We start from the raw sequence: 24,606 nt of genomic DNA, 5'->3' as shown, positions 1-24,606 counted from the left end.
CGAGCATGCGATGGCGCGCAACAAACCATTGGTTTTGACTTCATTCACCTCGGTTGCAGAGCGGGCCTGGGCACTGTGATCGGAGGTGGTGTACAGCCTCGTTATTGCCCGGTCACCGAAACAGCCTGACCGGGAAGCGCGCGCGGTGGTGCTACCGATCCGCGGACTATCTGACGCGTGCGCATGACGATGCGTTTTTCAGGTTCGTCATTTCCCGCGATCCGGTCGAGCAGGAGTTGGGCAGCGGCCTCGCCCATTGCACCTCGCGGTTGCGCCACGGCATCGAGCCGGGGTCTCACGAACCCCATCCAATCGAGATCGTCAAAACATATGACGGAAAGATCATCGGGCAGCGCCAGATCGCTCTCGGCCACCGCCGCCATTGTCCCCTCAGTCATCAGTCCATCGGCGGTAAACAAAGCGGTCGGTCTACTCTTGTTTGAAAGCAGCATTTGGGCCTGATGCTGCGCCCCTTGAGCAGAATAACTGCGGGATCGCCCAATGAGCATTGGATCGAGCGGTACCCCAGCTTCTCGATGCGCTTCAACATACCCATGCAGCCGCTGCCAACTGGGGTAGAGGGAGTCCGAAGCATAAGAAGGTGCGCTGGCAAGAGCAAAGAACTCCTCGATGCTCCAGTCACCGTACCCAAGTTCGCCGATCATCCCAATTCGGCGATGGCCCTGCGCCAGGAGCCTTGCTACCGCATCGTGAGCGCCCTGCTTGTTGTCCACTCCCACGAAATCGGCGCCAAGGCTGTGCACCTGACGGTCGATCTGGACGATTGGGATGCCCGCCGCGACGACGGAAACCAGGTGCTCTCCACCTTCCGGATCGCATGGAGACACGATCATCCCATCGACCTGCTTTTCCAGAAGCAGGCGGACTGAGCGGATTTCGTGTTCGATATTTTCGTCACTATTTGTGATGATCAACCCGAAATCATTGCGTTCCGCTACATTGGAGATCCCTCGCAGAATGCTGGCGTAAAAAGGGCTTTGGATGTCGCCGGCAACGACCCCGATGGTTTTGGTTCGCCCCGTGATCAGGCTGCGGGCGAGAAGGTTCGGGCGATAGCCGAGCGCCTGGGCGGCCGAGAGTACCTTCTCGCGCTTTTCTCGGCTTGAGTATCCATAGTCACCGAGCACTCGCCCAGCTGTAGCTGTGCTGACTCCAGCGAGACGTGCAACATCGGTGATGGTTACGCCTGTCTTCTTTTTGCTCAACAGTCTCTCCCAATCGGACCCGTGAGCCAACCGTTGCTATCGCACCTTCTACCTCGTGCGAGGGAGTTGGTTGTCCCGACTCGGTGTGGTGAGGTCACGTGCCTAAACAACCCCGCTCTGCCACTTCAGGTCAAGCGCGCAGCTGAAGACATGGTCGTCAAAGACTCGGCCTGGCGCATGGAGGAAGGTGAATTTGGACATCGCAGCATTGGCTGTCCTTGGCAAAAAAGAACGACGTCAAATCGGTGCCCCTCAAATCTGCAAATTCGGGCTGATCGGGAGACTGGAGTCATGTTGCGGATGGCATTTATCCTTATTGGTTGGCTGAAACCGGACAGATCGAAAACGGCCCCCAATCCGCCACCAACGTCATGTTCGAACGCGTCATGGTGGTCCACAAACACCGATGTGGATAGGGTTACCAGGAAACGGGCGCGATCGCCTACCGCTTGGGCCCGCTTTTGCCTCTGAGATCGCCCGGCCCCGCCGACTCTCAGGCGGCCGTTTCGTCGCGGGCCGCCAATTGCTTTGCAAGATCCCGGGCGGCTTGTAGGACTCCTGGCATGCGTTCGCGGGTCGTCGCGACAAAAAGAGGCAAGGTGGCCTGGGGCTCGTCCACGTCGATGGCCACAAGCATGCCCGCAGCGAGTTCAGGTGCGACCGCCGAGCGGGGGATGCAAATCAACCCCATGCCCTCGATCGCCATCCGCACCATCATGTACAGGCTGTCGCTCGTCGTGAACCGATTGCGACGCCCGGGGCCGAAAACCGGCGCATGGGTGACTTCGTGCAACGGTGAATCCCAGCCATATCCGATAACCGGCAGGGTATCGAGCTCTTGCGCGCCAATCTGCCTGCGTCCGCCTACGACATCGGGATGACAAATCCATTGCATGGGAAGCTCAGCAATCTTTTCGATGCGGAGCCGTGGTTCATGGGAGCTGTCGGCGACAAAGGCGATATTGAGTTGGCCCGAGAGCAGCCGCTGGAGAAGGTTGGCCGATTTCTCGATGTCAATTTCCAGCCGTAGACCAGGGTAATGATCCTGCAGGTTGTTGCACAGTTCCGTGAGCCAGGACATGGCAACCGGACCGCATGCTCCGACACGCAGACGATCGGGCTCGGCATCGGCCATCGCGCTGAACGACAGATCTCGTGTCAGCTGAAGAACCCGCTGGGCATAATCGAAAAATTCTGTCCCCTGCTCGGTGAGCGCGACGCCCTTGTCGCGGACAAACAGGCGCACACGGAGTTCCTCTTCGAGCGCGCGGATGCGACTGCTTACGGCGGGCTGCGAAATGTTGAGCTGTGTTGCGGCGCGCTGGAAGCTCCGTAGCTGCGTTACCCAATAAAAGGTCTCAATGCCCTTGACGTTCATTTGCCCTCTTTCGGAAGATTCTCGGGTATCTATGTGTAGGCTTTGTAGGCGGTAGTACAAGGTCCGAACGTCAAGCCGGATGGAGTCTTATAAAGGTTCTTTATAAGCTTATTAAAACGATCAAGTGGACAGAGGGCCAGAGCTGGCGATTAATTCTTTCGGAAAAATGGGAGAGATCATGGACTTCCAGATCAATGTCATGCCCGAACCTGTGGCTGCCAAACACTTGGCACGGCTCGCCCAGCTCGAGACCGTGCTTTTGGGACACTTCCTGCAGCGGGGGATATTGTCGCCCGGAATCGGGCCAGTGTTAGCTGAATTGCGCGCTTGCGGAACAGCGGTGACGCTCTCGCTTCCGGCCCAGGACTCCACGATGTTGCACCATGCGGCCGGGCTGTTGCGGTCAGGCGACGTTCTGATCATCGATCGGCGCGGCGACGACACCCATGCCTGCCTCGGTGGGGGTGTGGCGCTTGCGCTGGCTAACAGCAAGGCGGCTGGCGTGGTGATCCACGGACGCCACACCGATACGCGCGAACTGGTCGAGATCGGTATGCCCGTCTGGTCGCGCGGCTCCTCGGCGCTTACCACACGAATTCAGGGCATTGGCGGGGCGATGAACGTTCCTGTGAGTTGCGGCGGTGTGCCGGTCATCGCCGGCGATGCGGTGTTGGCCGACGAGCATGGGGTTGTGGTGATCCCGCGCGGTGAACTTGGGGCTGTTCTCGCACGAGCCGAAGCGCTCAAGGAAGTCACCGACCGGACGATTGCCGGGGTGGAGGCAGGCGAACGGATCGGTGCGCTTTCTGGCGCCACCGCGATCGTCGCGGCCAAGCTCTGTTGAGTGCGTTACTGGAAAAGGAGGGCAACATGAAACAGCATGACGCCATCGCGGGGGTCGTGGACGAAATTTACGTCGATTTGAGGGGAGGGGGGATCGAGGCGCTCTTCTACGATTTTTCCCCGGTGCCGTTCAGCGCGGACGAAAGCGTGTTTTGCCTACCCACGCACATTGAGGCGCGCGGAATTCCAGACGAAATGCTGATCGACTGGTGCGAACACGGGCTCTATCGGCTCGACCCGGTGCAACGCTGCGCGAGCCGGATCACCCGCCCATTCTACTGGACCTACCATCCCGGCGAAGCCTCTATGATCACACCCGAGCTTATCGCCGACGGGGGTGCTCTGGTTTCGGAAAAGCTTATGGCGTGGGGTCTTGCGCGCGGCATAACCGTTCCGATTCATCTGCCGGGAGGCGGGTTCGCAACGGCGACCGGTTTCCTGGGTGGGAAAGTGCCCTCGCGCTCCATACTCGCCCAGTTCGCCTACGTGGCCCATGAGCTGCAGGATCGGATTGCCCCGATGCTCGAGCCGGCAGTGCCCCGGCTGTCTCCCCGCGAGCGCGAATGCGTCCAGATGACGGGGCAGGGGCTTTCAGCCAAGCAGATCGCGTTCGAACTCGGCCGCTCGGAATCGATGGTCGTCAAGCATTTGCAGTCGGCGGCGCGAAAGCTCGGTGCGCGCAACCGTCCGCACAGCGTAGCGCTGGCCGCTCGTTATGGCTATTTACATTGAATGTATTTGAGCGCGCCCTCGCGCAGAATGCCGACGTCGCTCGCGCCGGTGACCAAGCTGTAGCCGCGCGCAAAAAGCTCGGCAGGGGTGTCACCGGGCAACGCGGCGCCGCCGAGGAGTTTCCTGCATTGTGTGATCTTTGCCTCGGCCTTGCGAAGGGCATCGCTGAGTTCGGGCGAGGCGAGGTCGCCAAAGGTCCCGTAGTCCGCGGTCAGATCGAGAGGGCCAAGAAACAGCATGTCGATACCCTCGACAGCGGCAATCGCGTCGATATTTTCGAGCCCTTCTCGCGACTCGATCATGGCGCAAACGAGAATATTTCGGTTTGCATTTTCGGGATGCCGCGCCACGTCAAACCCATAGCGTGCGGCGCGGGATACGGTGAAATGGGCACCTCTGCGTCCCATCGGCGCGTACCGCGCCGCTTCGGCGATCGCGCGAGCTTCCTCCGCCGCGCGTATGTCGGCCACCATGATGCCATCGAACCCCGCATCGAGCATCGGCTTGATTGCGCCCGGAGTGTTATCGCGCGTGCGGACCATGGCGAAGGCGTCGCTAACGCTCCGGATTGCGCGCAGTTCGGCCAACGCGGTCGCATTGTCGGCTGCAACGTGTTCGCGATCGACGATCAATATTGGAAAGCCTGCCACAGCCATCACTTCTGCCACGTCCGGAGAGCCGAGAAAAAGAAAAGCGCCGAGGGTTTGTGCGCCGCCGAGCAGCGTTTCGCGCAGGTTCGAAGGGCGGACCGTCATACTGGTTCCTTTATTGCCGGAAGCAATCTAGGTCGCAGCGTTAGGCCACGCACCGTGCAACATCTTACAGCTTACGGGCCCGCCCATCTTGGGGCATGCTGAATTCGAACAAGTTGCCCGGAGACCTTTCGACAGTGACGAATGCGATGGATATTCACGAGGGCTTTTGCGCCTTCGGGGACCACCAAACCTGGTATCGGATAACGGGAGACGTCTCGTCCGGTCTTGCGCCGGTCGTGATCGCACATGGTGGCCCCGGGTGTACGCATGACTATGTCGATGCCTACCAAGCCCTCGCCGCATCCGGTCGCGCCGTCGTGCACTATGACCAGATCGGCAACGGCCGTTCTTCGCATCTGCCCGACGCGCCCGCCGACTTCTGGACAGTCGATCTCTTTCTGACGGAACTGGAAAACCTGACGCGGCATCTGGGCATCGCCGGGCGCTATAACCTTCTGGGACAATCCTGGGGCGGCATGCTGGCCGCCGAGCACGCAGTGCGGCGGCCGGCTGGGCTCAACGCTGTGGTAATTGCAAATTCGCCGGCTTCGCTCAAACTCTGGGTCGAGGAGGCGAACCGGCTGCGCCGGGCGCTGCCGGACGGGGTTCACGAAACGCTTTTGAAGTACGAAGAGATAGGGGCCTACGACGATCCGGCCTATCGTGAAGCCGCTGACACTTTTTACCGCGCCCATGTGTGCCGGATGGCAGAATGGCCGGACGAGGTAAAGCGCACTTTTGCTGCCATGGACGAGGACACCACAGTTTATCGCACGATGAATGGCCCAACCGAGTTCCATGTGATCGGCACGCTCAAAGGCTGGACCATCGAAGACAGGTTGCATGCCGTGGCCGTGCCCACGCTGGTTCTTTCCGGTCTTTATGATGAGGCGACACCGCGCACCGTCGAGGCCTATGCCAACAACATACCGGGTGCCGAATGGATCATCCTGGGCAAATCGAGCCACATGCCCCATGTCGAGGAGCACGCCCTCTGCATGGCGGTGGTCTCGGACTTTCTGGCGCGCAACGACTGAGGAAAGCTCATGGCCACAATGAAAGTTGCCGCTATTCAGATGTGTTCGACCGCTGATGTGGATCGAAACAACCTGGCCATTGCCGATGCCGTTCACGAAGCGGCGGGCAGGGGTGCGCAGCTTATCTGCCTGCCCGAGGCGGCCAACATTCTTCTGTCAAATAATCTGGATTATCCGCGCATCTGCCGGCCCGAGGAGGGTGACGAGACACTGGCGCTCTGCCGCAGCCTGGCTCGGGAGCGTGGCGTTTGGCTCCATACCGGCTCGCTTCTCGTGCGCACCGAAGATGGCGCGCGGGTGTGGAACCGCAGCCATGTGATCGCGCCTTCCGGCGATATCGTTGCGCGCTACGACAAGCTCCATACCTTCGATGTCGCGCTGGGCGGAAAGAACGATTTCACCGAATCCCTGGCTGTCGCGCCGGGCAGGGGGGGCGGAATTGTCGTGGAGGCGGAGGGAATCGGGTTCGGCCTGTCCATCTGCTACGATATCCGTTTTCCTTACCTCTTCCGGGCGCTGGCGATGGCTGGAGCGCAGGTCCTTACGATCCCCGCATCGTTTTCACCGGTAACCGGCCCGCTGCATTGGGAAACCCTGCTCAAGGCGCGGGCGATCGAAACCGGGTGTTATGTGATTGCGCCAGGACAGTGCGGGACGAGGGATGGCGTACGAACTTTCGGCCAGTCCCGGATCATTTCGCCAATGGGTGAGGTGATCGCGGCGGCTGGGGATGATCCAGATGTGCTCATGGCCGATATCTATACCGACACGGTCGACGACGTCCGCAGGAAACTGCCCGTCTTGATGCAAACCAGAAATATCGAAACTATTCAGTATGTTACGCCTCATGTGGACGACTTGATGCACGAGGCCGAGGCCTGACATGACCCGAAGGGGATTTACAGGGTACGTGCTTTGGCTAAAATTGGCGCCAATTTTAGCGCCAAACATTGCGCCAATGGTGGTCTCGGCCTCCGTAGGGCTGGCCGGTCAGCAGCCAGAAGATATCCAATGACCCTGTTGCCACCCACAGCACAGATCAAAGCCACAAACGGGAGTGCTTGGCTGTCCACGACGTTCGCGGGCCAATGGCGCTTTGCCTTGCGGCCAGGGCGCGAGGCCGACGCTCCCATGGTGATTGCCGTGCATGGCAGCGATCGCGATACCGCCGGGCTGCTTGGGGGTTTTGATGCCCTCGGTGACACCGTGACCCTCCTGGTGCCGGAATTTCCTCAGGTCATGGGCGGCCAGGACATAGCCGACGATTACAAGTTCCTTGTCGGCAATGGCGTGAACTATCTCGATCTGCTCGACGCCATGCGACGCGACGCAACAGCGCAGCTGAACGCAACGCCAAGGACTACATATTGTCCGTCGTCAGAACATTTGGCGCAACTCGCGGTGTAGATTAGCGGAGCATTGGCCTCATCTGGGGGTTAATATTAAGCGGCGAGCTTGCGGTGCTGCAAGCGCCGATGTTCGATTGTCTTGCGTTTGATCCTTTCTCGCTGTTCGATGATGGCGGCGGCTCTGCCGAAGTAGGCGTCGGCGGGGGTCACATTGCGCAGGCTCTCGTGATAGCGCCGGTGGTTATAGTGCTCGACGAACGCCTCGATCTGGGCCTCGAGATCGCCCGGCAGGAAGTAGTTTTCCAGCAGGATGCGGTTCTTCAGCGTCTGATGCCAACGCTCGATCTTGCCCTGGGTCTGGGGATGCATTGGAGCGCCGCGCACATGGCTCATGGCTTGGGCCTCAATATATTCGGCCAGGTCGCCGGCGATGTAGCTGGGGCCGTAGCACGTCAGGAATAAGCGCTGCAGCTAGGTTATGGCCACGCGCGTAGCCTCCACATAGCGCAGCGGGTGGCCATAACCGGTCTCAGGTCTCAACAGTGGTTTTGCTGAACCACACCGCTGAGGAGACGGCTATGACCGCTACCTATCCTATTGCGTCCACCTTGTTGGTCGCTATCGATATTTCCAAGCATCGCCATGAGGTCCTGATCGGGATACCTTGCAAAAAGCGCCGTCGTCGTTTGACAGTCACCAATACGCTCGAAGATTTTGAACGCCTGACTGGTGTTCTTGCGGCTTATGATCTCCCGGTGCGAATCGGGTTCGAGGCGACTGGTAATTATCATCGGACCCTGGCCCATCATCTTGGACGGGCCGGTTTCGAGCTCAAGCTTGTGTCATCTGTCGGATTGGCGCGAACACGTGAGGCGCTGCACAATAGCTGGGACAAGAACGATCCGAAGGATGCCCAGGTCATCCTGCACATGCTCGAGATCGGGGCCGTTCAGTTCTTCCATGATCCGCTGGTGTCCGGGACCGCCGATATCCAGGAACTGTCGAAGACCCACGAGATCGTTTCCCGCTCCAAGACTGAGCTCTGGCACCGTATTCTGACCCACTACCTGCCGCTGTATTTCCCCGAAGCCGAACGATTCCACCGAAGCTCACGGACAGATTGGTTCCTTGCATTTCTGGAGAAGTATCCCTCACCATCCATGATCACGGCCATGGACCGCGATGCATTCATCGCGGATGCCTGGGAGGTCGTTGGCCGCAAGGTCTCCAAAGAACGCCTGCTTTCCGATATTTACGCCACGGCGACCGGATCGGTGGGTCTGCCTGTCCATCCAGAATCTGATGCTGTCCGCATGTTCCGGCTCGTGCTTGCAGAAGGTCGTAGCCTGATCCGGCAACGCGATGAGATTGAAGCCCGTGCTGTCGCGCTACTATCGGATAACCCTGACTATCAGTTGCTGACGACCATTCCCGGGATCGGGCCAATCAACGCAATGACCATCCTCGCCGAAGCCGGCGATCTGCGTCGTTTTCGTCACCACCGTCAGTTTCTTAAGTTCTGCGGCATGGACCTCGCCACAGTTCAGTCGGGCATGTTTCGTGGAAGCAGCCGCATCTCAAAATACGGTAATGCCCGATTGCGGCGAACGCTCTGGATGGCTGGCCAAACCGCAGTTCTCAAACGGACCAATAGCTTCCGGGATAAATTCGAGCGATACATCTCCAAGGATCGGCACAACGCCCATCTGCGCCGCAAGGCCTATACTGCCATTGCAGCCAAGATGGCGCGCACCGTTCACGCCGTGCTTAAGCGTGGCGAACCCTATCGCCCCTTTTTTGAGGGGGCGAGCCCAGGCGGAAGGACCTCCATCTGTCGGAGCCGTGGAGGCAGTGAGGCAGTTCGCTGACCTCGTAGATAATGTTCGGGCCTTCTGCTTGGGATTTGGGATCTCGTATTAAGGACGGTGAGGGCCGCCACAGCGCGTACCCTGTGTTTGCTATGGAAGAGATCATTTCTTGACGGCAGAGCCCGTCTGGGCAACTTTATAAGGGCACCCGGAACGCCGGGTGCCCCATGACCTGTTGACCTACGCTGCAAAAAATTCCCGACATAGGACGTTGTCGCTGAGCAGCCGGGGTTTGTGGCACACATGGGCCTGATCGCAGCCCGAGGCCGCGAGCGCCAGATCCAGCGTGTCGGTGACGTCCTCGGCGCGCATCGTGCTGCACAGCTTCCAGCTGATGATGTAGCGCGAGTAATCGTCGAGCACAGTCGACAGATACATCCAACCCCAGCCGATGATCTTGAAGTAGGTAAAATCGGTCTGCCACATCTCGTTGGGCCGCGTGGTCTGGGTATGGAAGCGATCGGCGGCCTTGATCACCACATAGGCCGGGCTGGTGATCAGGTCCTGGGCCTTCAGCAGGCGGTAAACCGTGGCCTCCGACACGAAGTAGCGCTTCTCATCGGTGAAGCGCACGGCCAGTTCTCTCGGGCTCAGCTCGGACTGTTCCAGCGCCAGCTCGATGATCTGGTCGCGGATGTCAGGCGGGATACGGTTCCACACCCGGCTTGGTGCCGATGGCCGATCTTTCAGCGCCTCTGGGCCGCCTTCGAGGTAGCGGTCATACCAGCGGTAGAAGGTCCGGCGTGGGATTCCCAGTTTATCGAGCGTTCGTGTTGCTGGCAGATGGGATTGCTCGACCAGCCTGATGATCTCGAGCTTCTCGGATGATGGATACCTCATGCGTCGTCGTCCCCATCCGCGATCATGCTTTTTTTAAGCAGACGGTTTTCCAGCGTCAGATCGGCAACACATTCCTTGAGCGCTCCGGCCTCACGGCGCAGATCCTTGACCTCGTCGCTGGTGGCGGCCCGGGCTGTATCGCCAGAAAGCCGACGCTTTCCCGCTTCCATGAATTCCTTCGACCAGGTGTAATACAGGCTCTGGGCGATGCCTTCCTTGCGGCACAACTCGGCGATGCTGTCATCGCCGCGCAAGCCTTCCAGGACGATCCTGATCTTGTCTTCCGCCGAAAAATGCCGCCGGGTGGCCCGGCGGATGTCCTTTACCACGGCTTCCGCAGGGGCCTTGGTCCGCGATTTTGCATTGGAGGATTTGGGTCTCATCTTCGTTCCTTCGTCACTACGATGAGACCCAAATCCTCCTTAAATCACAACCTCAAATCTGTGCCATAGGCGCTGACGGGGAACAATGTGACTACTGCGCTTGGACAGATCGCCTTTGGCTCTCCATAGTATGACCGATGGGTCAGGAGAGTTCGCGTGAATGACTTTTGGAAGGCGCTAAGCAGCATAAACTCCGACTGGCTTTCAGGTGGCGGAAGCGTGCTTGCGGCGATTGTGTCGGTCGTAAGTCTACTCTATGCCCGAGACGCGAAGGTCATAGCACGGCAACAGCTCAAAGATGCCAAGCCGAAGCTAGTCCTGGATTCAGAGATTATAGGCTCTTCGATCAGCTGGACCGGAGCAGGGATTACTGTTTCCAAGTGGACGTGGTCAATGAATCGGCATCCAGCACCTCCGTTCTGAACGCTGAATTTGTGATCAGCTACTCATCGGCAGATGGCCCCGAGACGACAATGACGCTACAGGCTACAGAAGTGCTTCTTCAGCCGACGCAAATGGCGTCCGGATGGTGCATTTCCCCACTCCTGGCGGGGCTGCGTCTCTAAGGGTCGCGGAAGGTCGCACGATCCCCCTTTTGATCCTCGATACGGCAGGTCGATCCGACATTGATGATCACATTGTGTTGCACGCCGACTCCGGCCTTGGCACGATCCGGAGCAGGTGGTGTGCGATAAAGGATATTACGGATGTGGCGCTGATACTGGAATCACTATCACCAACGAGCATGGCGCTACTAATTGCCTTCGACCTCGAAGAACATAGTTCCATCATAGATCAAATACTGCTGGCTGAAGGCTTGGCGCTTCGGGCTGGCAGGCCGGGAGACGTGATATCCAGAACGATGGACCGCCCCACGATGACAGTTGAGATACCTCGTGGTGAGTTTTACGAAGTTTGGCAGCGCATGTATCCCAACCTGATTGCAAAAAGGCTGAGGCGCGAAGGCTTTAAACCAATAGAAGCGAAAGACCGCGCTTCCATGCACATTACGAAGCTGCGCGAAATGCTGGACCTTAGAAACGCAGGGCGTAGGAAGTGACTGGCCAAAAATCCTTTTGGGGCACCGGCTTGGGGCGCCGAGCCACAATAAGCAACCGGAAAGTCGATTCTATTTCAAATCGTTAGGCATATAGATAGTTAATGGCGGAGAGAGAGGGCCTGCCCTTGTCCTTTTCCGCCAATGGCTTGGCGCGTCTAACCACCCCTTGTCCCCCTATTGAAATCAAAGCGCTTTTTTGGGGTATGGCTAACCCGGCTGTGCGCGTGTCGCCATGAGCGCCGCAGCAGTCCCAGTTTCTGAAAGCCTGCTGCGCACGCTTCAAAAGCCGATGCGCAATCCTGAGTTGGTGCAAGGCTATCTCTCCGGCGACATCGCCAGCCGTCCCGCACGGGCACAGCCCACGCGGCCCATTGCGCGATACGGAAGCCGGTTTGCCCGTCCCCGCCCTCAACGGTCGCCCGACCGCGAGCGCTCCATTCGCAGGCGTCGGACATTGGCAGCGACCTGGCCCATGCCTCCCAGCATGGCCAGTATGCTGACGACCAGCCAAATGGCTTATGCCCGAATTGTCTATGATGAGGTCAAGCGTTCCGGGGATTGTCGGCTGACGCTCGATGAGATCGCCGCTCGGGGCGGCATGTGCCGCAAGACAGCAAAGCGCGCCCAGTGGCGGTTGGCTGAATTGGGCTGGGTGAAGGTGGTGCAGCGGCCAGTGAAGGGCCGCAAGAACCTATCGAACATCGTTGAGGTGGTGGCCAAAGAATGGGTGGCCTGGATCAAGATGGGGCCAAAGCCGACGCATCGCACTGGGGGACATTTGCGTCCCACCACGGAAAACCAGTCATATTCTATCTCTAGCGCTGTGCCGCAGGAGAGCTTGCAAAGGGCTCTGGAAAGGAAGCGATGGCCACGCTCGGGCGCAACCCAGCTATCGGGAGGTGGCCATGCTGCATAAGCCCCACCATGGTGCCCTGTCCCAGCGTTTCCAGGGCGAGGATGGGAAGGAGTATGTCTCCATCCTGACGCGCAAGCACCGCGCCTTTGCTGCCGCATGCTTGGAACTGATGACCGAAGCTGATGGCCGGGAGCGCCGATGGATGCTCCAGCACTCTGCGGTCACGGTGCCAGTTGAACTGCTGGGCAAGGCGAGAGAGAGGCTGGAACAATCAGGCGAAAGCACCGATGGATGCGACGATCCAGTGCGGCGCGGATCGGTGCTGTCATGATGCAGGGGGAGGGTCAAACTTTGGAGAGGGCCACCACCTCCACCGGCGCATCCCCGTCACGCGCGGATTTTTTTTGCCGATGGCCTGAGATTTCGGGTTTGGCAAAGAATAATGCGGCGGAACAACAGGTTATGCCGCTCCGGGATATGTTGCCAACAGTGGGGTGCGGAAAAAATATAAGTGTTTGCAATGGGTTATTGGCGTCGTTTCCGCTGCTACCCAGAACGCGCCAGATCGCAGCCTCCAAACTTGCTGGAAGTGGGAATTATTTTTGCCAGCACAATCCGAGTGAGGTGCGGCATGGGTAACCGAAAGCGGAGCCGCGCGGAAACCGGCCCGGCAAAGGTCGAGCGTCGAAAGAACTTCGAGGCGGCGGCGATCCGGTTGCGGATGAAAATGAGCCTCGATCTGAAAATTCGGGAAAACCGGGTTGGGCGGAACGGCTCGCGTTGACAGACTCACTCTGGACGGGTCAGTGTTAAACCACACTGATCTGGTCAGTGCCTACCCCGCCAGTGGCGGGAGTACCCCGTAGAGCGCCGCAGTTGGAATGCTCCGGGAGTAAAGCTCAAGCATGAAGCCTTGAAGCCCAATGAGCAGCCGCTCCCCTTATGGACAGCGGCCAACTTTGGGGTAATCCAATGAATATGACCGAACTGCGCGAGAAGCGCAGCCAGATCGTCGCCAAGGCACGCAAGGCGCTTTCTGAAATCCAGAGCAACACCGATGAGAAGCGAGCCTCCGAACTGGAGAAGCGGCACGACGCTCTCATGTCGGAATTCGATGATATTGATGCGCAAATTCGCCGCCATGAACGCACCGGCATGGCCGAGCGCGTCGAGGGCAGCTATCGCTCCGGATTTCTCGACCGCGACGAGGATGAGCGGCGCGCCCGCTTGCGACCGAACGCAGGTGATGGTGAGGCCTACGGTATCGACAATGGCTTTTCAGATGTAGAGGCCGCTGACGCCGACACGGTTCCCGCTCTGCGCAGCGGCCAGTCTTTTGGCAAATATCTCCGCGAAAAGCGTGGGTTTGATTATGACGAAGAAAAGGATCTTCGCGGCCTGACCACTGGCGGCTATCTCCGCTCGATGTTTCTTGGTGCCAAGACAGATGTTGAGCGCAGAGCGCTGGCCGAAGGCAGTGACAGCGCTGGCGGTTACACGGTTCCTGAGGCTCTTTCGGCACAATGGATCGACCGGATGCGTGCCGCGTCATCGGTATTCCGGGCGGGTGCACTGACCGTTCCGCTCGAATCCAACGTGAACCACATCGCCAAGGTCGCAACCGATCCAGTGCCAACCTGGCGGTTGGAAAACAGCACCGTCAGCGAAACTGAACCGACATTTACTCGGGTTACATTTACCCCGAAAAGCCTTGCAGTCATGATCACGGTGAGCCGCGAGCTTCTGCAAGATAGTCTCAATATCGGTTTGATACTGCCAGATATTCTTGCGTCGGCAATGGCGCAGGAAATTGACCGCGTGTCGCTGTTCGGTTCGGGCACTGGCGCAGAACCGCGCGGCGTAGCGAACTTTGCTGGCCTGACATCGAACGCTTTTGCGGGTGGCCCGCTGACCAGCTATGCGCCACTGATCAAAGCCCGGACGGCGTTGCGCACAGTTAACAGCGACGTGACGGCCTACATCATGTCGCCACGCGACGATGGGCAGCTTGCCGAACTGGTCGATACCACCGGCCAGCCGATCAACATGCCTCCTGCAATTGCCAGGACGCCTATGCTTGTTACCAGCAAGGTTCCCACCAATTTGGGTGTCGGAGAAGATGAATCGATCATCCTTGCAGGGGAGTGGTCGCGTCTGATGATAGGCATCCGGTCTGAGCTCCAGATCGAGGTGCTGCGCGAGGCGTTCGCCACCAAACACCAGTATGCGTTTGTGGCCCACCTCAGGGCAGACATCGCAGCCGAACATGAGGCGGCGTTTACCAAGCTCTCAGGCCTCACCCTTCCGGCCTAATCCACCATTCAAAAGCTGCCCGCCAGATTGTGCGGGCAGCTTCACAAACACAAAGGAATGGCCATGGGCAAGAAAATCGACAAACGCGCGACCGATCTGCTGGCGCATAGCATGGCCTTGGGTGTCACCCTGGGCATTTCAGAACGCGACCTGGCACGCGCCGCATTGACCGCAGTTGTCACGATCTCTGACCGGAACGGCGATCCTGACGGATTTATCAAAATGCTGGGCGAAATGGTCGCTCAAGATTTGGCGAAGGGGATGCATCGTGAGTAGCGCAGTTATCGGGAGCTTGCGGGTTAACCTGGGCCTCAATTCGGCAGATTTCACGCGCGGCCTGGAGGGTGTCAGGCGGGGATTGTCCAACGCAGGCAAGCAAATGCAGTCCATGGGGCGGTCGCTCTCTGCGACTGTAACCGCACCGCTTGTCGGTTTGGGTGTAGCCATGGGCGCGGCAGTCCACGGCATCACGCAGGACGCCGAGGAAATGCACCGCTCTGCCCAACTGGCCGGTGCCGGTTTCGAAGAATTCCAGCGCCTCGCTCATGCTGCCCGATCAGTGGGCGTCGAGGGCGACAAGCTTGCCGACATCTACAAAGACATGAACGACCGGATCGGTGATTTCACCCAGACGGGTGCCGGTCCCCTGGCAGACTTTTTTGAAAACATCGCGCCGCAGGTCGGCCTCACTGCGGACGCCTTCCGCGATCTCTCCGGCCCCGAAGCGCTGCAAGCCTATTTCAATGCGCTCGAGGATGCCGATCTCAGTCACGCGGATATGACATTCTACATGGAGGCCATCGCAAGCGATGCCACGGCCCTGATTCCGCTGCTGCGAGACAACGGGCAAGCGTTTCGGGAGTTGGGCGAAAGCGCTGCCGTGATTTCAGATGGCGATGCATCGGGATTGCTCAAATACCGCGATGGGCTGCGCGAACTGGACGCTGCTTTCAAGTCTGTTGGGATCGCACTGGCCACGAGCGGCATTCTCGAATGGGCGACCAGCTTTGTCAGCAAGATATCTGAGCTGCTGCGCCATTTTGCCGAAGTGAATCCCGAGGTGGTTAAATTCAGCATCATCGCGGGGGGCATTGCCGCCGCTGTCGGTCCCACCCTGATCGTCCTGGGGACACTTGCTGGTGCGATTGCCGCCATCGGCTGGCCGGTGACGCTGGCCGTGCTTGGTATAGGACTCCTGACCGGGGCAGTCGTGGCATTCTGGCCGGAAATTCAGCAACTGGGCACTGTCATCGGGGAATTCCTCTCGGGCGCATGGGCTTCGTTTGAGGCCGCGTGGGATGGCATGGTGACCAAGGTCCACGAGGTCAAAGATTCGATCATCAACTTTGCGGCCGAGCTTCCCGGCATCTTTGCGGCCATCCCAGGTCAAATGATCGCAATCGGCGGTGACATCATTGATGGCCTGTGGGAAGGTATGCAGGCCAAGTGGGGTGAGTTTACCGCCTGGTGGTCCGGTGTCGTCGGCATGATTCCCGGAATACCGGAGCGGGATCTAGATATCCACTCCCCCTCGCGCGTCATGCACCGCCTTGGCGTCAACGTCATGGAGGGCCTGGGCAATGGTATGGAGAGCATGCGCAATGGCGTGCAGAGCATCGCCAGCAGCATCGCTTCTAATGTGTCCAATGCCTTCATGAGCGTGATCGACGGCACCAAAAGTGTTGGGGATGCGATCTCGGGGTTGCTCAAACAATTGGCCAGCCTCGCGCTCAACAACCTTTTCCAGACGCTGATTGGTGGCATATTTGCTGGTCCGGCTGGCGGCTTTCTCAGTTCGATCTTTGGTGGTCCTTCCGTTCCCGGCTTTGCCAACGGCACGCGGTCGGCTCCAGGTGGTCTGGCCTGGGTGGGTGAGCGAGGGCGCGAGCTTGTGAACCTTCCGCGCGGATCGCAAGTGATCCCCAACTCCAAGATCGAAACCGGGGCCGGTGGTGTGGTCAACAACACGTTCAACTTTGCAATCGATGGATCATCCGGCGACTCGCAGAAAGACGCCAATTACATCCAGCAATTGGAGGGCGCGTTCAAGAACATGGTGCGCCGCGAACTGGTCGAGCAAAAGCGCATTGGCGGGGTCTTCAATCCGCGCCTTTCTTAAAATCCACAACTGTTAAACGGAATCAGTTTCCGGTTTGCCAATGGGGGCACCTGATGAGGGTGCCCTTTTTGCGTGATGCCATCACGCTCCAGAAGCGCGAGCACCCCCGTTACCCCCTCATACGCCATCACGCCCCCAAACCCTGCACATGTGCAGGGTTTGCATCACTTCGATTTCGGGTGCCAACCTTGCCCCAGCATTTCGCTATCGAGCCAGCCGTGTAAGGCGTCATCGAGCGTATAGACCGCGCCGCAATAAGTGCACTGATAGGCAGGACCGGCAACAAGCGTGATCGCGCGCCGATCCGCCTCCGCTATCCGCAGTAGCTGGTGATCTGACAGTTTGTCCTGGGCCACATCGCGTCGCTTGCAGGTGGTGTCCGGGCATTTCGGCATGTCTGTTACCGGCCTTTCGCTTTGGCGTGTTGCTTTGCGCGCGCGAGCCGGAGTCTGGCGGCGTGAAGGGCTTGCTCGGCATCCGATTCGGACGGTGTGGCATTGCCGCTGCGCTCCTGGACGGGCGAAGGCACTGTGCACTTTTTGCGCATTTCATTGATGGCGCGCAGTGTCGTGAAGTCGGTTCGGCCCACACGCTCCATTTCCAACCGCCCCCGCCTAAATTCGGCGCGCAGGCTTGCCGGTGAAATCGCATCGAGGTCGATCTCCGAAAGCGTCGGTTCAGTTTGAGGTTTGTCCGCCATCGAGCGCTTTCTCGACAAGACGCCTGATCGCCTCAGAGCGGTTCGGCAGATCGGACTGGGCACGACGCCAAGCATCTACAGATGCAATCTGCTCATCAGTGAAGCCGATCAACACCTTGTTCGTGTAAGTCAGCGGCTTGGCCAAAACAAATATCCCGATATGCGTTATTGACAATCCCGATATAAAGCATATCCTTATTATCGAACTGGCGCAAGGTGGCTGCCCTGCGCCAGTTCTAACCGCAACCGATCTTAAGGGGATCGATAATGGCTAACGTGATGCCTATCACGCGGCGTGCGCCTGCGCACGTCCCGACACAAAATTACTCCCGCACCGATATTGAAAACCTCATCGCGCATCTGATTGATCTGCTCGATGATATGGATGGCGATCCAGACCTGGAGTGCGCCGACCGCGAGCCCGGTGGCGATGACGAACCAAGCCTGGGCTGGATCGCTGGAGCGTTCGGCTCGATTTCGCTGGGCAGCACCGATGATCTGGAGGTCGATCATGACTTCTTTTGATCCTACGCGCCGCAATGCGCTGATCGCCATCGCCGCCGCCCCTGCCGCTCTGGCACTTCCGGCGCACGCTTCGACCATGGGCGTCCAGGAGCGGATTGAATTCCACAGTCGCGCTCTGGCCGAAGCCCTGGGACGCATGCCCGGCCAGTGGGAAATGCGGGTGCGTGGCGCCGCCGCGCCCGATGAGGCGTCGGAGTTGCGCACGGTGGGCGATCCGGAACGCGAAGCCCGGCAGGCGCTTGCTGATGCTCAACAGGCACTCGAGCGCCTCCAGCCAGGCCGCTGGCGGTTCAACCTCGATACCGACCACGCCTATGCGCTGATCATCCGCGATGATGATGGGCCGTTAAGGGCCGACGATATAACCGGCACCACGGCCTACGCGGACTGGGAAAGATCAAAGATTTCGAGTTGACCTAAAACATGGATTCAAGGTAATAAACCTAAACGACAACTTTTAGGTACGAATCATGACCGACCTCAGAACCCCTAAATATGCTTTGTCCGATGTGGCAGAAGCGACCGGAGTGCTTGTGGGCACCATTCGCGGCTGGGCGCAGCGCAAAGAGCTAACCTTTGGTGATGGCGACATTGCCACAGTCGTGCCCGGCAGCACACGCCGCGTCACTGGACACACTGTGCTTGCCGTGGCCGTTGCCAGCGCCTTGATGCACAGCGATCATCGTGAGGCGGCGTTTCTGGCCGCCAAGGCATTTGCCTACGCTGGCGGCGAAGGTCGAGACGTGGGTCATCCCTTCAAGGCGGGCACCACCTATGTGGCAGCGACAGCCGATGGCGGCTTTCTCATCACAAACGACTTTGACCGCGTGCGGGCGTTCGTCGCCAGCGCCAATGGCCACGCCGTGACAGTGGTTGACGCCGAGGCAATCTGGCATCGCGTGACGGCCAAACTCGACACCATCAATTAGAATTCCATCAGGGGAGCACGACTGCCGCGCGGCGCGGCGGAACGGGTTGCAACCGCCACCGGGCCCTGATGGTCGGAATCTCTACCCGGTGGCGGACGCCGCAAAGTTTCAAGGATGACCATCCATGCCCAGAGCAGCGCAGACATTCAAGCAGGCCGATCTCACCCGCGTTTACAAGGGTATCGCGGCGGCTGGCATTGCTCCGGAGCAGGTCGAAGTGGTGATCACACCTACCGGCATTTTGGTTCGTCCCTTTGTTCGCCCAGTCGAAGCCGACAGGGATGAGAACCCCTGGGATGAGGTGCTGCCGTGAAGCGCACGGCCCTGCCCAAATACGTCACGCGGTTTGTCGATCGGCACGGCAAGCCGCGCTATCGCTTTCGCAAAAAAGGGCAAACCGCTCGATACATTCAGGCCGAATTTGGCAGCGCTGAATTCGAGGCGGAGTATGACGCTTGCCTCCGGGGCGAGTCTGCACCCAAGATCGAAGTTGGCAAGGGTCGGATCAAGCCCGGCACCATTGCCGACCTGATTCGGCGGTACTACGCGGCTCCGGAATTCATGGGGCTGGCCGACAGCACCAAATCGACCTACCGAAACCAACTGGACCGCTTCCGTGAGCAGCACGGCACCAAGCCTGTGCGCCTCATCGAGCGCCGTCATATCAAGGCGATCATTGGCGGTATGGCAGACAGGCCGGGAGCGGCAAACAGCCTGCTCGCGCGTATCAAGCTTCTGATGAAATTCGCTATCGAGGAAGGCATGCGCCGTGACAATCCCGCCTTGGGTGTGCGCGGCTTCAAGGCCAAGGGCGACGGCTTCCACTCCTGGACAGATGACGAAATTTCGAGGTTCGAGGCAGCGCACGCGACTGGCTCCAGGGCGCGCCTGGCCATGGCGCTGCTGCTCTACACGGGCCAGCGGCGCTCTGACGTCATCCGCATGGGTCATCAGCATGTGAGCAAGGGGCGAATTCAGGTGCGCCAGCAAAAGACTGGGGCGGGCCTGTGGATACCAATCCACCCCGATCTGGTGGCGATCATCGCCGCCACGCCTCGGACCAACCTCACATTCGTCACCACAGCGCAGGGCAAGCCGTTCAGTGCGGCAGGCTTTGGCAACTGGTTTCGCGAGTGCTGCGACGACGCGGGCTTGCCCCAGTGCAGCGCTCATGGGCTGCGTAAGGCGGCGGCACGCCGACTCGCTGAGGCTGGCTGCTCCAACCAGCAGATCAAATCTATCACTGGCCACCAGACAGAGGCGGAAGTCGCACGCTACACGCGCGCCGCTGAGCAAGAGGTTCTGGCCAAGCAGGCGATGCGGGCACTCTCAAGAGGGCGCAAAAAGGGAACAACCGTGTCTAACCAAACCAAAAAGGTTAGACAAAATGACCGCTAAGAGGTTGAAAATGTTGAATAATATAATGGGAATGGCGGAGAGAGAGGGACGGCACGCCTAGTGCCCCCAGTAGGCCCGGAAACCTTGAAACACAGGGGTAAGCGCCTACTTTGTGGGGCACAATACGGGGCACAACGGCTTGGCAGACGACAAAAAATATTTAGAGATGCACCACAACCAGTGGCGCGTGAGGGTCAGAATACCTGAGAAGGTCCGCCATCTCTTCGACAACAAGCTCTACCTGAGGCAGACGCTAGGGACGGGCAACCTCAAGACAGCGAACCTCCTGAAGGGGGAGCACGTCTCGCGGTTCAAGAGGATGATTGCCGAGGCAGTTGCTAGTGTCTCACCCGACGCGACGGTCTGGGAGGAGGCTCGCGTGTTGCGTAATCGGTACTCCCAAGCTGCCCCCGAAGAACGGGACGACCTACTCTATGAGATGATCCACCGGGCCGAGGAACTGTCGAAGGGCGAGAGCACCCACTTGGCGAAGCCCTTTGTCTCGGCGGCACAGGGCACTTCCATCCCCATCAACGACTACCTCGATGCCTACATTGAGGACACGGCATATCGTCCAAAGTCCGCGTCTGACCTCAAGAGGGTCATGGGCTGGCTTGAGGAATGGATGATGCGGAAGCGTCTGCCTCCCACCCTCGACTCAGTTACGCAGCCCGTAGCTGGCGACTTCATGAGGTATATGGTCAACACTCGGAGCCTGAGCAGGAAGGCGGCCAGCAAGTATCTTTCCTTTGTGCGGGGATATTGGGTCTGGCTCGAAGAGCATGGACATAGACCTCGCAACTCATCCCCTTGGCTGGGACGGCTTCCCAAGGCAAAGCCACCGCCACGCGGCACAGTGCTAGAGCCTGACGAGGGTAAGCGCCCGTTCACCGACGACGAGGTTTTGAGACTTCTGACCGGGAACCCCAACAGTCCTCACATGGTGGACCTCATGACGATAGCCGCTCTCAGTGGGATGAGGATCGAAGAGTGCTATCTCCTCAGAGTGCAAGACACTGCGAACGGCATTTTCAGTATCCGAGCAGGGAAGACCGTCAATGCAGTCCGTAGGGTGCCCATACACTCGGCGCTGGAGGCAACCGTCGCAAGGCTCTCCGAGGGGAAGGACGCGCTGGACTACCTGATAGACCCCCAGGCTGAGCTACTGGAAAAGACGGACCTTAGGTCTCAGGCCGCAAGCAAGGCCTTCGGCCACTACCGAAGGGGTCTCGGTATCGATGAGCGGCCCAACGGCAAGCGACAATCCAACGTGGACTTTCATAGTTTCCGAAGGTGGTTTCACGCCAAGGCACGGGACGCCCTCAATGCTGGGGCTCAGGGTTTCACGGCATGGACCCTATCTGAGCTGGTCGGACACGGGACAAAGGACGCTGGACCTCTAGAGTTGACCATGAAGACCTATCCAGGGAAGTCGCCCATCGCCGCCCTCAAGGCGTGTGTGGAAGCGGTTCAGCTACCAAACGAGGCAAAAAGCTAGTCACACACGAAAAAAAGTTTGTGGCACCCGCTCAACCTGCCTTCGGTTTATTTGTGGCGACGCGTCCACGCCAAGTCTTTGGCTACCTAGTCAGGCTCCAGATCACAAATCTCCCACGTCTTCTCAATGCGCCACACGACGATCTAACTCCCTCTTGAACAACAATTAATTCGGCCCATTTGCACGATCCACCAGCCTTTACTTGGGAGGATCAATGTCGCAAATCGCACCGACACCAACAACTGATGGACTACTTGAAGGTCCCTATCTGGAGGACAGATGGGAGGACCAGATGAACATCGAACAGGAGATGCTGGCGCAGGGACGGAACAGGATGCAGTCCCGCGTCAACAAGGCCCACGAGAAGAAGGACATGACGAGGCTCCGTCCGTATCGGTCCCTCCTAAAGGAGTTCATCGAACCCGTAGCGGAGAACTTGGAGAAGTGGATCGAACTGGCCTCATCACGTAGAGGCACGAAGCCCATTGCGCTGGCACGGCTTAAGCAGGTCCCACCTGAAACCTCAGCACTGGTCGCTTTGAGAGCAATCCTCAGGATGCTCGGGGTCGAGCGGAGGTTAGTCTTGGGAATGGCCCTAGAGATCGGCACTTGGATCGAGCACGAAGCTCAAGCCGCCCTTTGGATGGAGGAGGATGAGGACTCGTGGAAAGCCATGACCCACATCTTCAAAACTCGGGGCTCCAACGCCGCCCACATGAGGCGCTCCCGAGTGACGGTCTTCAACAAGCACGTTGCCGAACGGATCGGTTATCAGGCGTGGACCGAAGAGGAGAGGCGGCGGGTTGGCCTGCAGATGATCGACTGTGTGATCCAAGGCACAGGGCGGTTTCGCATTGTGAAAGGGCAACAGAAGCCCCGTGGCTTTAGCGCCAACAAAACGTGGCCGATGGAGCTTCAGGCAGACCCGGAAATAATCACTTGGCTGGGCAATGCCATGGATGATGAACTCGTCTTTTGGCCAGCATACCTACCGACTGTCATCAAGCCCAAGCCTTGGGACGGACCTAAGGATGGCGGATACTGGACCCCCTTCGCCCGCTCACCCTTCCTCATCAGGTTCAAGGCCCAACACGAGGAGCAGCGCCAGAAGGCAATCGATGAGTACACCGCGCTCGATATGCCTTTAGTCTACGAGGCGCTGAACTACATTCAGGATACCGGATGGGCAGTCAACGAGCGGGTTCTGGAGGTCGCACAGGAGGTCTGGGAGAAGGACCTCGCCATCGCTGGGCTCCCAAGAAAGGAACCAGAGAAGGTAGACCCTAGGCCTGACACTGAGGACGAAGCTGCCCTGAAGGAATGGCGCGAAGATGCCTCAGAGACCAACACCAGAAACGCCAAGCGTGTCTCCCAGTGCCTTGCGGCCCAACGGACCCTCAACACCGCAGAGAGGATGAACCAAGAGCCAGAGTTTTGGTTTCCTCATATGCTCGACTTCCGGAGCCGGATGTATCCCATCGTGTCGGACCTCAGCCCACAAGGTAATGACCTGCACCGAGGGCTCCTTACCTTCTCCGAAGGAAAGCCAGTTGGGGAACACGGGGGAACTTGGCTTGCCATCCACCTCGCCAACCAATTCGGCCTCGACAAGGAGAGCTTTGAGGACCGCGTGGCGTGGGTCACCGAACGCAAGGACATGTGGTTGTCCATCGCGAAGGACCCGATGTCCGACCGAAGGTGGGCCGATGCTGACGATGGGGACTCTGCGTGGCAGGCCCTCGCGGCAGTCCTTGAGTACGCGGGGTATCTACGTGAGGGTCCGGACTTCGTGAGCCACCTTCCAGTCCGGGTCGATGGGACCTGCAACGGGCTCCAGCACTTATCGGCCATGGTTCGGGACCACATAGGCGGAACCTCAGTGAACCTTGTGAATGGTGCCAGCCCTAGGGACATCTACATGGAGGTGGCCGAGGAGCTGATGGACATGTTGCTGGAACGTCAGGGAGATCAACACGCTGACATGTGGCTGGCTCTCTTCAACGGCAAGGTGCCTCGCGAAGTCACGAAGCGTCCTGTGATGATCCTGCCCTATGGAGGAACTCGGCAGGCATACAGGGAATACACCAAGGAGTGGCTCGACAAGGTGGACCCCAAGCACCAGGTCATCCCCAAAGAGCACCGCTATCCGGCACTGGGCTTCCTGGTGGGGCTGATGTGGACGGCAGTGGAAAGGAAGCTGTCGAAAGCGCGGGAGGTCATGAAGTGGCTTCAGCAATGCTCCAAGATTGCGTCCCAGTCGGGCAGGCCGATCTACTGGAAGACTCCCGCAGGCTTTGTCGTCCGACACTTTTACGGTGAACGTGAGCAGAAGAAGATCGAGACGAGGATCGACGGCCAACGTATTCAGCTCACCAACTGGGAGCACCAGCCGACGCTAGACACCAAGGCCGCAGCACGAGGTATCGCCCCCAACTTCGTCCACTCGATGGACGCCTCGGCACTCATGACTTGCGCAACGTTGATGAAACGAGAGGGTGTGAGGTCGATGACCGTCATCCACGATGCTTACGGAACCCTCGCCGGGGACATGGAGACGCTTACTCGGTGCATTCGCCACGCTTTCGTGGAGACGTACAGGTGGCCGGTCCTTGAGCAGTTCCTCGAAGCCTGCATGGAGGTGGGGGAGCCCGGAACGGCTTGGCCTGCACTGCCCGACATGGGGTCTCTCAACATCGAGGAAGTGACCGAGGCGTCCTACTTCTTCGCCTGATCCGGCCACTCGCCACACTAACTCCCTCCCAAAGGATAAACGAGAACCGTTCGCAACAAGTCGTCG

Annotated in this window: 26 protein-coding genes and 2 pseudogenes; 20 read left to right on the top strand and 8 right to left on the bottom strand. The window is 59.0% G+C overall.

What is annotated here, in order from left to right; genetic code table 11:
• Positions 1-101 precede the first annotated feature (101 nt).
• Both OF122_RS18280 and OF122_RS18275 read right to left on the bottom strand, forming a co-directional pair.
• Positions 102-1,226, bottom strand: coding sequence for a LacI family DNA-binding transcriptional regulator (locus OF122_RS18280; RefSeq protein ID WP_319019377.1), 1,125 nt, complete (start codon positions 1,224-1,226; stop codon positions 102-104).
• Positions 1,227-1,719: 493 nt separating this feature from the next.
• Entirely contained in the window at positions 1,720-2,604 is an 885-nt protein-coding gene (locus tag OF122_RS18275) for a LysR family transcriptional regulator (RefSeq protein ID WP_264225606.1), read from the bottom strand.
• Between the two features lie 178 nt (positions 2,605-2,782).
• On the opposite strand from OF122_RS18275, the gene OF122_RS18270 reads away from it, so the two are divergent.
• Both OF122_RS18270 and OF122_RS18265 read left to right on the top strand, forming a co-directional pair.
• A complete protein-coding gene (locus OF122_RS18270) occupies positions 2,783-3,448 on the top strand; it encodes an RraA family protein (protein WP_264225605.1) in 666 nt (221 codons plus the stop codon).
• Between the two features lie 26 nt (positions 3,449-3,474).
• Positions 3,475-4,179: a helix-turn-helix transcriptional regulator gene (locus OF122_RS18265; protein WP_264225604.1), complete on the top strand. Its 705-nt coding sequence runs from the start codon at positions 3,475-3,477 to the stop codon at positions 4,177-4,179.
• Here OF122_RS18265 and OF122_RS18260 read toward each other — a convergent pair.
• Entirely contained in the window at positions 4,167-4,934 is a 768-nt protein-coding gene (locus OF122_RS18260) for an HpcH/HpaI aldolase family protein (RefSeq protein ID WP_264225603.1), read from the bottom strand. The two genes, OF122_RS18265 and OF122_RS18260, sit on opposite strands and share 13 nt — an antisense overlap.
• A 146-nt stretch (positions 4,935-5,080) precedes the next feature.
• Between OF122_RS18260 and OF122_RS18255 the strand changes: the two genes are divergently transcribed.
• The 3 genes from OF122_RS18255 (at position 5,081) to OF122_RS18245 (ending at position 7,378) form a co-directional block, all read left to right on the top strand.
• Positions 5,081-5,971, top strand: a complete 891-nt coding sequence (locus OF122_RS18255; protein WP_264227702.1) for a proline iminopeptidase-family hydrolase — start codon at positions 5,081-5,083, stop codon at positions 5,969-5,971.
• Between the two features lie 9 nt (positions 5,972-5,980).
• The gene (locus tag OF122_RS18250; RefSeq protein WP_264225602.1) at positions 5,981-6,853 is read left to right on the top strand and encodes a carbon-nitrogen hydrolase family protein; all 873 of its coding nucleotides are present in this window, start codon (positions 5,981-5,983) and stop codon (positions 6,851-6,853) included.
• Positions 6,854-6,982: 129 nt separating this feature from the next.
• The gene (locus OF122_RS18245; RefSeq protein WP_264225601.1) at positions 6,983-7,378 is read left to right on the top strand and encodes a hypothetical protein; all 396 of its coding nucleotides are present in this window, start codon (positions 6,983-6,985) and stop codon (positions 7,376-7,378) included.
• 35 nt (positions 7,379-7,413) lie between these two features.
• Here the strand turns inward: OF122_RS18245 and OF122_RS18240 are convergent.
• Positions 7,414-7,764: pseudogene (locus OF122_RS18240) on the bottom strand (integrase core domain-containing protein); the annotation flags it as partial.
• Positions 7,765-7,898: 134 nt separating this feature from the next.
• On the opposite strand from OF122_RS18240, the gene OF122_RS18235 reads away from it, so the two are divergent.
• On the top strand, positions 7,899-9,188 hold the full coding sequence (locus OF122_RS18235) for an IS110 family RNA-guided transposase (RefSeq protein ID WP_264225600.1): 1,290 nt from the start codon (positions 7,899-7,901) through the stop codon (positions 9,186-9,188).
• 210 nt (positions 9,189-9,398) lie between these two features.
• Here OF122_RS18235 and OF122_RS18230 read toward each other — a convergent pair.
• Positions 9,399-10,411 (bottom strand): annotated as a pseudogene (locus tag OF122_RS18230) (helix-turn-helix domain-containing protein); the annotation flags it as partial.
• 595 nt (positions 10,412-11,006) lie between these two features.
• Between OF122_RS18230 and OF122_RS18225 the strand changes: the two are divergent.
• From OF122_RS18225 to OF122_RS18195, 7 genes are all read left to right on the top strand, one after another.
• Entirely contained in the window at positions 11,007-11,471 is a 465-nt protein-coding gene (locus tag OF122_RS18225) for a hypothetical protein (RefSeq protein WP_264225599.1), read from the top strand.
• A gap of 232 nt (positions 11,472-11,703) precedes the next feature.
• Positions 11,704-12,387, top strand: a complete 684-nt coding sequence (locus OF122_RS18220; protein ID WP_264225598.1) for a hypothetical protein — start codon at positions 11,704-11,706, stop codon at positions 12,385-12,387.
• A complete protein-coding gene (locus OF122_RS18215) occupies positions 12,377-12,658 on the top strand; it encodes a hypothetical protein (protein WP_264225597.1) in 282 nt (93 codons plus the stop codon). The genes OF122_RS18220 and OF122_RS18215 overlap by 11 nt, the downstream gene beginning before the upstream one ends.
• A gap of 300 nt (positions 12,659-12,958) precedes the next feature.
• A complete protein-coding gene (locus OF122_RS18210) occupies positions 12,959-13,111 on the top strand; it encodes a hypothetical protein (RefSeq protein WP_264225596.1) in 153 nt (50 codons plus the stop codon).
• A 188-nt stretch (positions 13,112-13,299) separates the two neighbouring features.
• Positions 13,300-14,640 (top strand): phage major capsid protein, encoded by a 1,341-nt coding sequence (locus OF122_RS18205; protein WP_264225595.1) that lies wholly within the window; start codon positions 13,300-13,302, stop codon positions 14,638-14,640.
• A 63-nt stretch (positions 14,641-14,703) separates the two neighbouring features.
• Positions 14,704-14,916, top strand: a complete 213-nt coding sequence (locus OF122_RS18200; RefSeq protein ID WP_264225594.1) for a hypothetical protein — start codon at positions 14,704-14,706, stop codon at positions 14,914-14,916.
• Positions 14,909-16,759 (top strand): hypothetical protein, encoded by a 1,851-nt coding sequence (locus OF122_RS18195; RefSeq protein WP_264225593.1) that lies wholly within the window; start codon positions 14,909-14,911, stop codon positions 16,757-16,759. Before OF122_RS18200 ends, OF122_RS18195 begins: the two co-directional genes overlap by 8 nt.
• A gap of 164 nt (positions 16,760-16,923) precedes the next feature.
• Here the strand turns inward: OF122_RS18195 and OF122_RS18190 are convergent, their stop codons facing one another.
• Genes OF122_RS18190 through OF122_RS18180 form a run of 3 tightly spaced genes read right to left on the bottom strand, consistent with a single transcriptional unit; the run spans position 16,924 to position 17,604 of the window.
• A complete protein-coding gene (locus OF122_RS18190; protein WP_264225592.1) occupies positions 16,924-17,115 on the bottom strand; it encodes a hypothetical protein in 192 nt (63 codons plus the stop codon).
• Between the two features lie 44 nt (positions 17,116-17,159).
• Positions 17,160-17,459 carry a hypothetical protein gene (locus OF122_RS18185; protein WP_264225591.1) on the bottom strand — a complete coding sequence of 100 codons (300 nt, stop codon included), beginning with the start codon at positions 17,457-17,459 and terminating at the stop codon, positions 17,160-17,162.
• A complete protein-coding gene (locus tag OF122_RS18180; RefSeq protein WP_264225590.1) occupies positions 17,437-17,604 on the bottom strand; it encodes a hypothetical protein in 168 nt (55 codons plus the stop codon). The genes OF122_RS18185 and OF122_RS18180 overlap by 23 nt, the downstream gene beginning before the upstream one ends.
• Before the next feature lie 122 nt (positions 17,605-17,726).
• Here OF122_RS18180 and OF122_RS18175 point away from each other — a divergent pair, with 122 nt between their 5' ends.
• The 7 genes from OF122_RS18175 to OF122_RS18145 all read left to right on the top strand — a co-directional run bounded on the left by OF122_RS18175 (position 17,727) and on the right by OF122_RS18145 (position 24,540).
• Positions 17,727-17,984: a hypothetical protein gene (locus tag OF122_RS18175; protein ID WP_264225589.1), complete on the top strand. Its 258-nt coding sequence runs from the start codon at positions 17,727-17,729 to the stop codon at positions 17,982-17,984.
• Entirely contained in the window at positions 17,971-18,399 is a 429-nt protein-coding gene (locus tag OF122_RS18170) for a hypothetical protein (protein WP_264225588.1), read from the top strand. The genes OF122_RS18175 and OF122_RS18170 overlap by 14 nt, the downstream gene beginning before the upstream one ends.
• A gap of 55 nt (positions 18,400-18,454) precedes the next feature.
• Positions 18,455-18,913: a hypothetical protein gene (locus OF122_RS18165; RefSeq protein WP_264225587.1), complete on the top strand. Its 459-nt coding sequence runs from the start codon at positions 18,455-18,457 to the stop codon at positions 18,911-18,913.
• Positions 18,914-19,037: 124 nt separating this feature from the next.
• Positions 19,038-19,226, top strand: a complete 189-nt coding sequence (locus OF122_RS18160) for a hypothetical protein (RefSeq protein WP_264225586.1) — start codon at positions 19,038-19,040, stop codon at positions 19,224-19,226.
• Positions 19,223-20,311 (top strand): tyrosine-type recombinase/integrase, encoded by a 1,089-nt coding sequence (locus OF122_RS18155; RefSeq protein ID WP_264225585.1) that lies wholly within the window; start codon positions 19,223-19,225, stop codon positions 20,309-20,311. Before OF122_RS18160 ends, OF122_RS18155 begins: the two co-directional genes overlap by 4 nt.
• 139 nt (positions 20,312-20,450) lie before the next feature.
• Positions 20,451-21,809 (top strand): tyrosine-type recombinase/integrase, encoded by a 1,359-nt coding sequence (locus OF122_RS18150; RefSeq protein WP_264225584.1) that lies wholly within the window; start codon positions 20,451-20,453, stop codon positions 21,807-21,809.
• Between the two features lie 292 nt (positions 21,810-22,101).
• The gene (locus OF122_RS18145; protein ID WP_264225583.1) at positions 22,102-24,540 is read left to right on the top strand and encodes a DNA-directed RNA polymerase; all 2,439 of its coding nucleotides are present in this window, start codon (positions 22,102-22,104) and stop codon (positions 24,538-24,540) included.
• Positions 24,541-24,606: the final 66 nt, after the last annotated feature.

The organism is Pelagibacterium flavum (genome assembly GCF_025854335.1).
Classification (GTDB): domain Bacteria; phylum Pseudomonadota; class Alphaproteobacteria; order Rhizobiales; family Devosiaceae; genus Pelagibacterium; species Pelagibacterium flavum.
The sequence above is the reverse complement of the archived record's forward strand: the minus strand, read 5'-3'. Positions and strand labels throughout refer to the sequence as shown.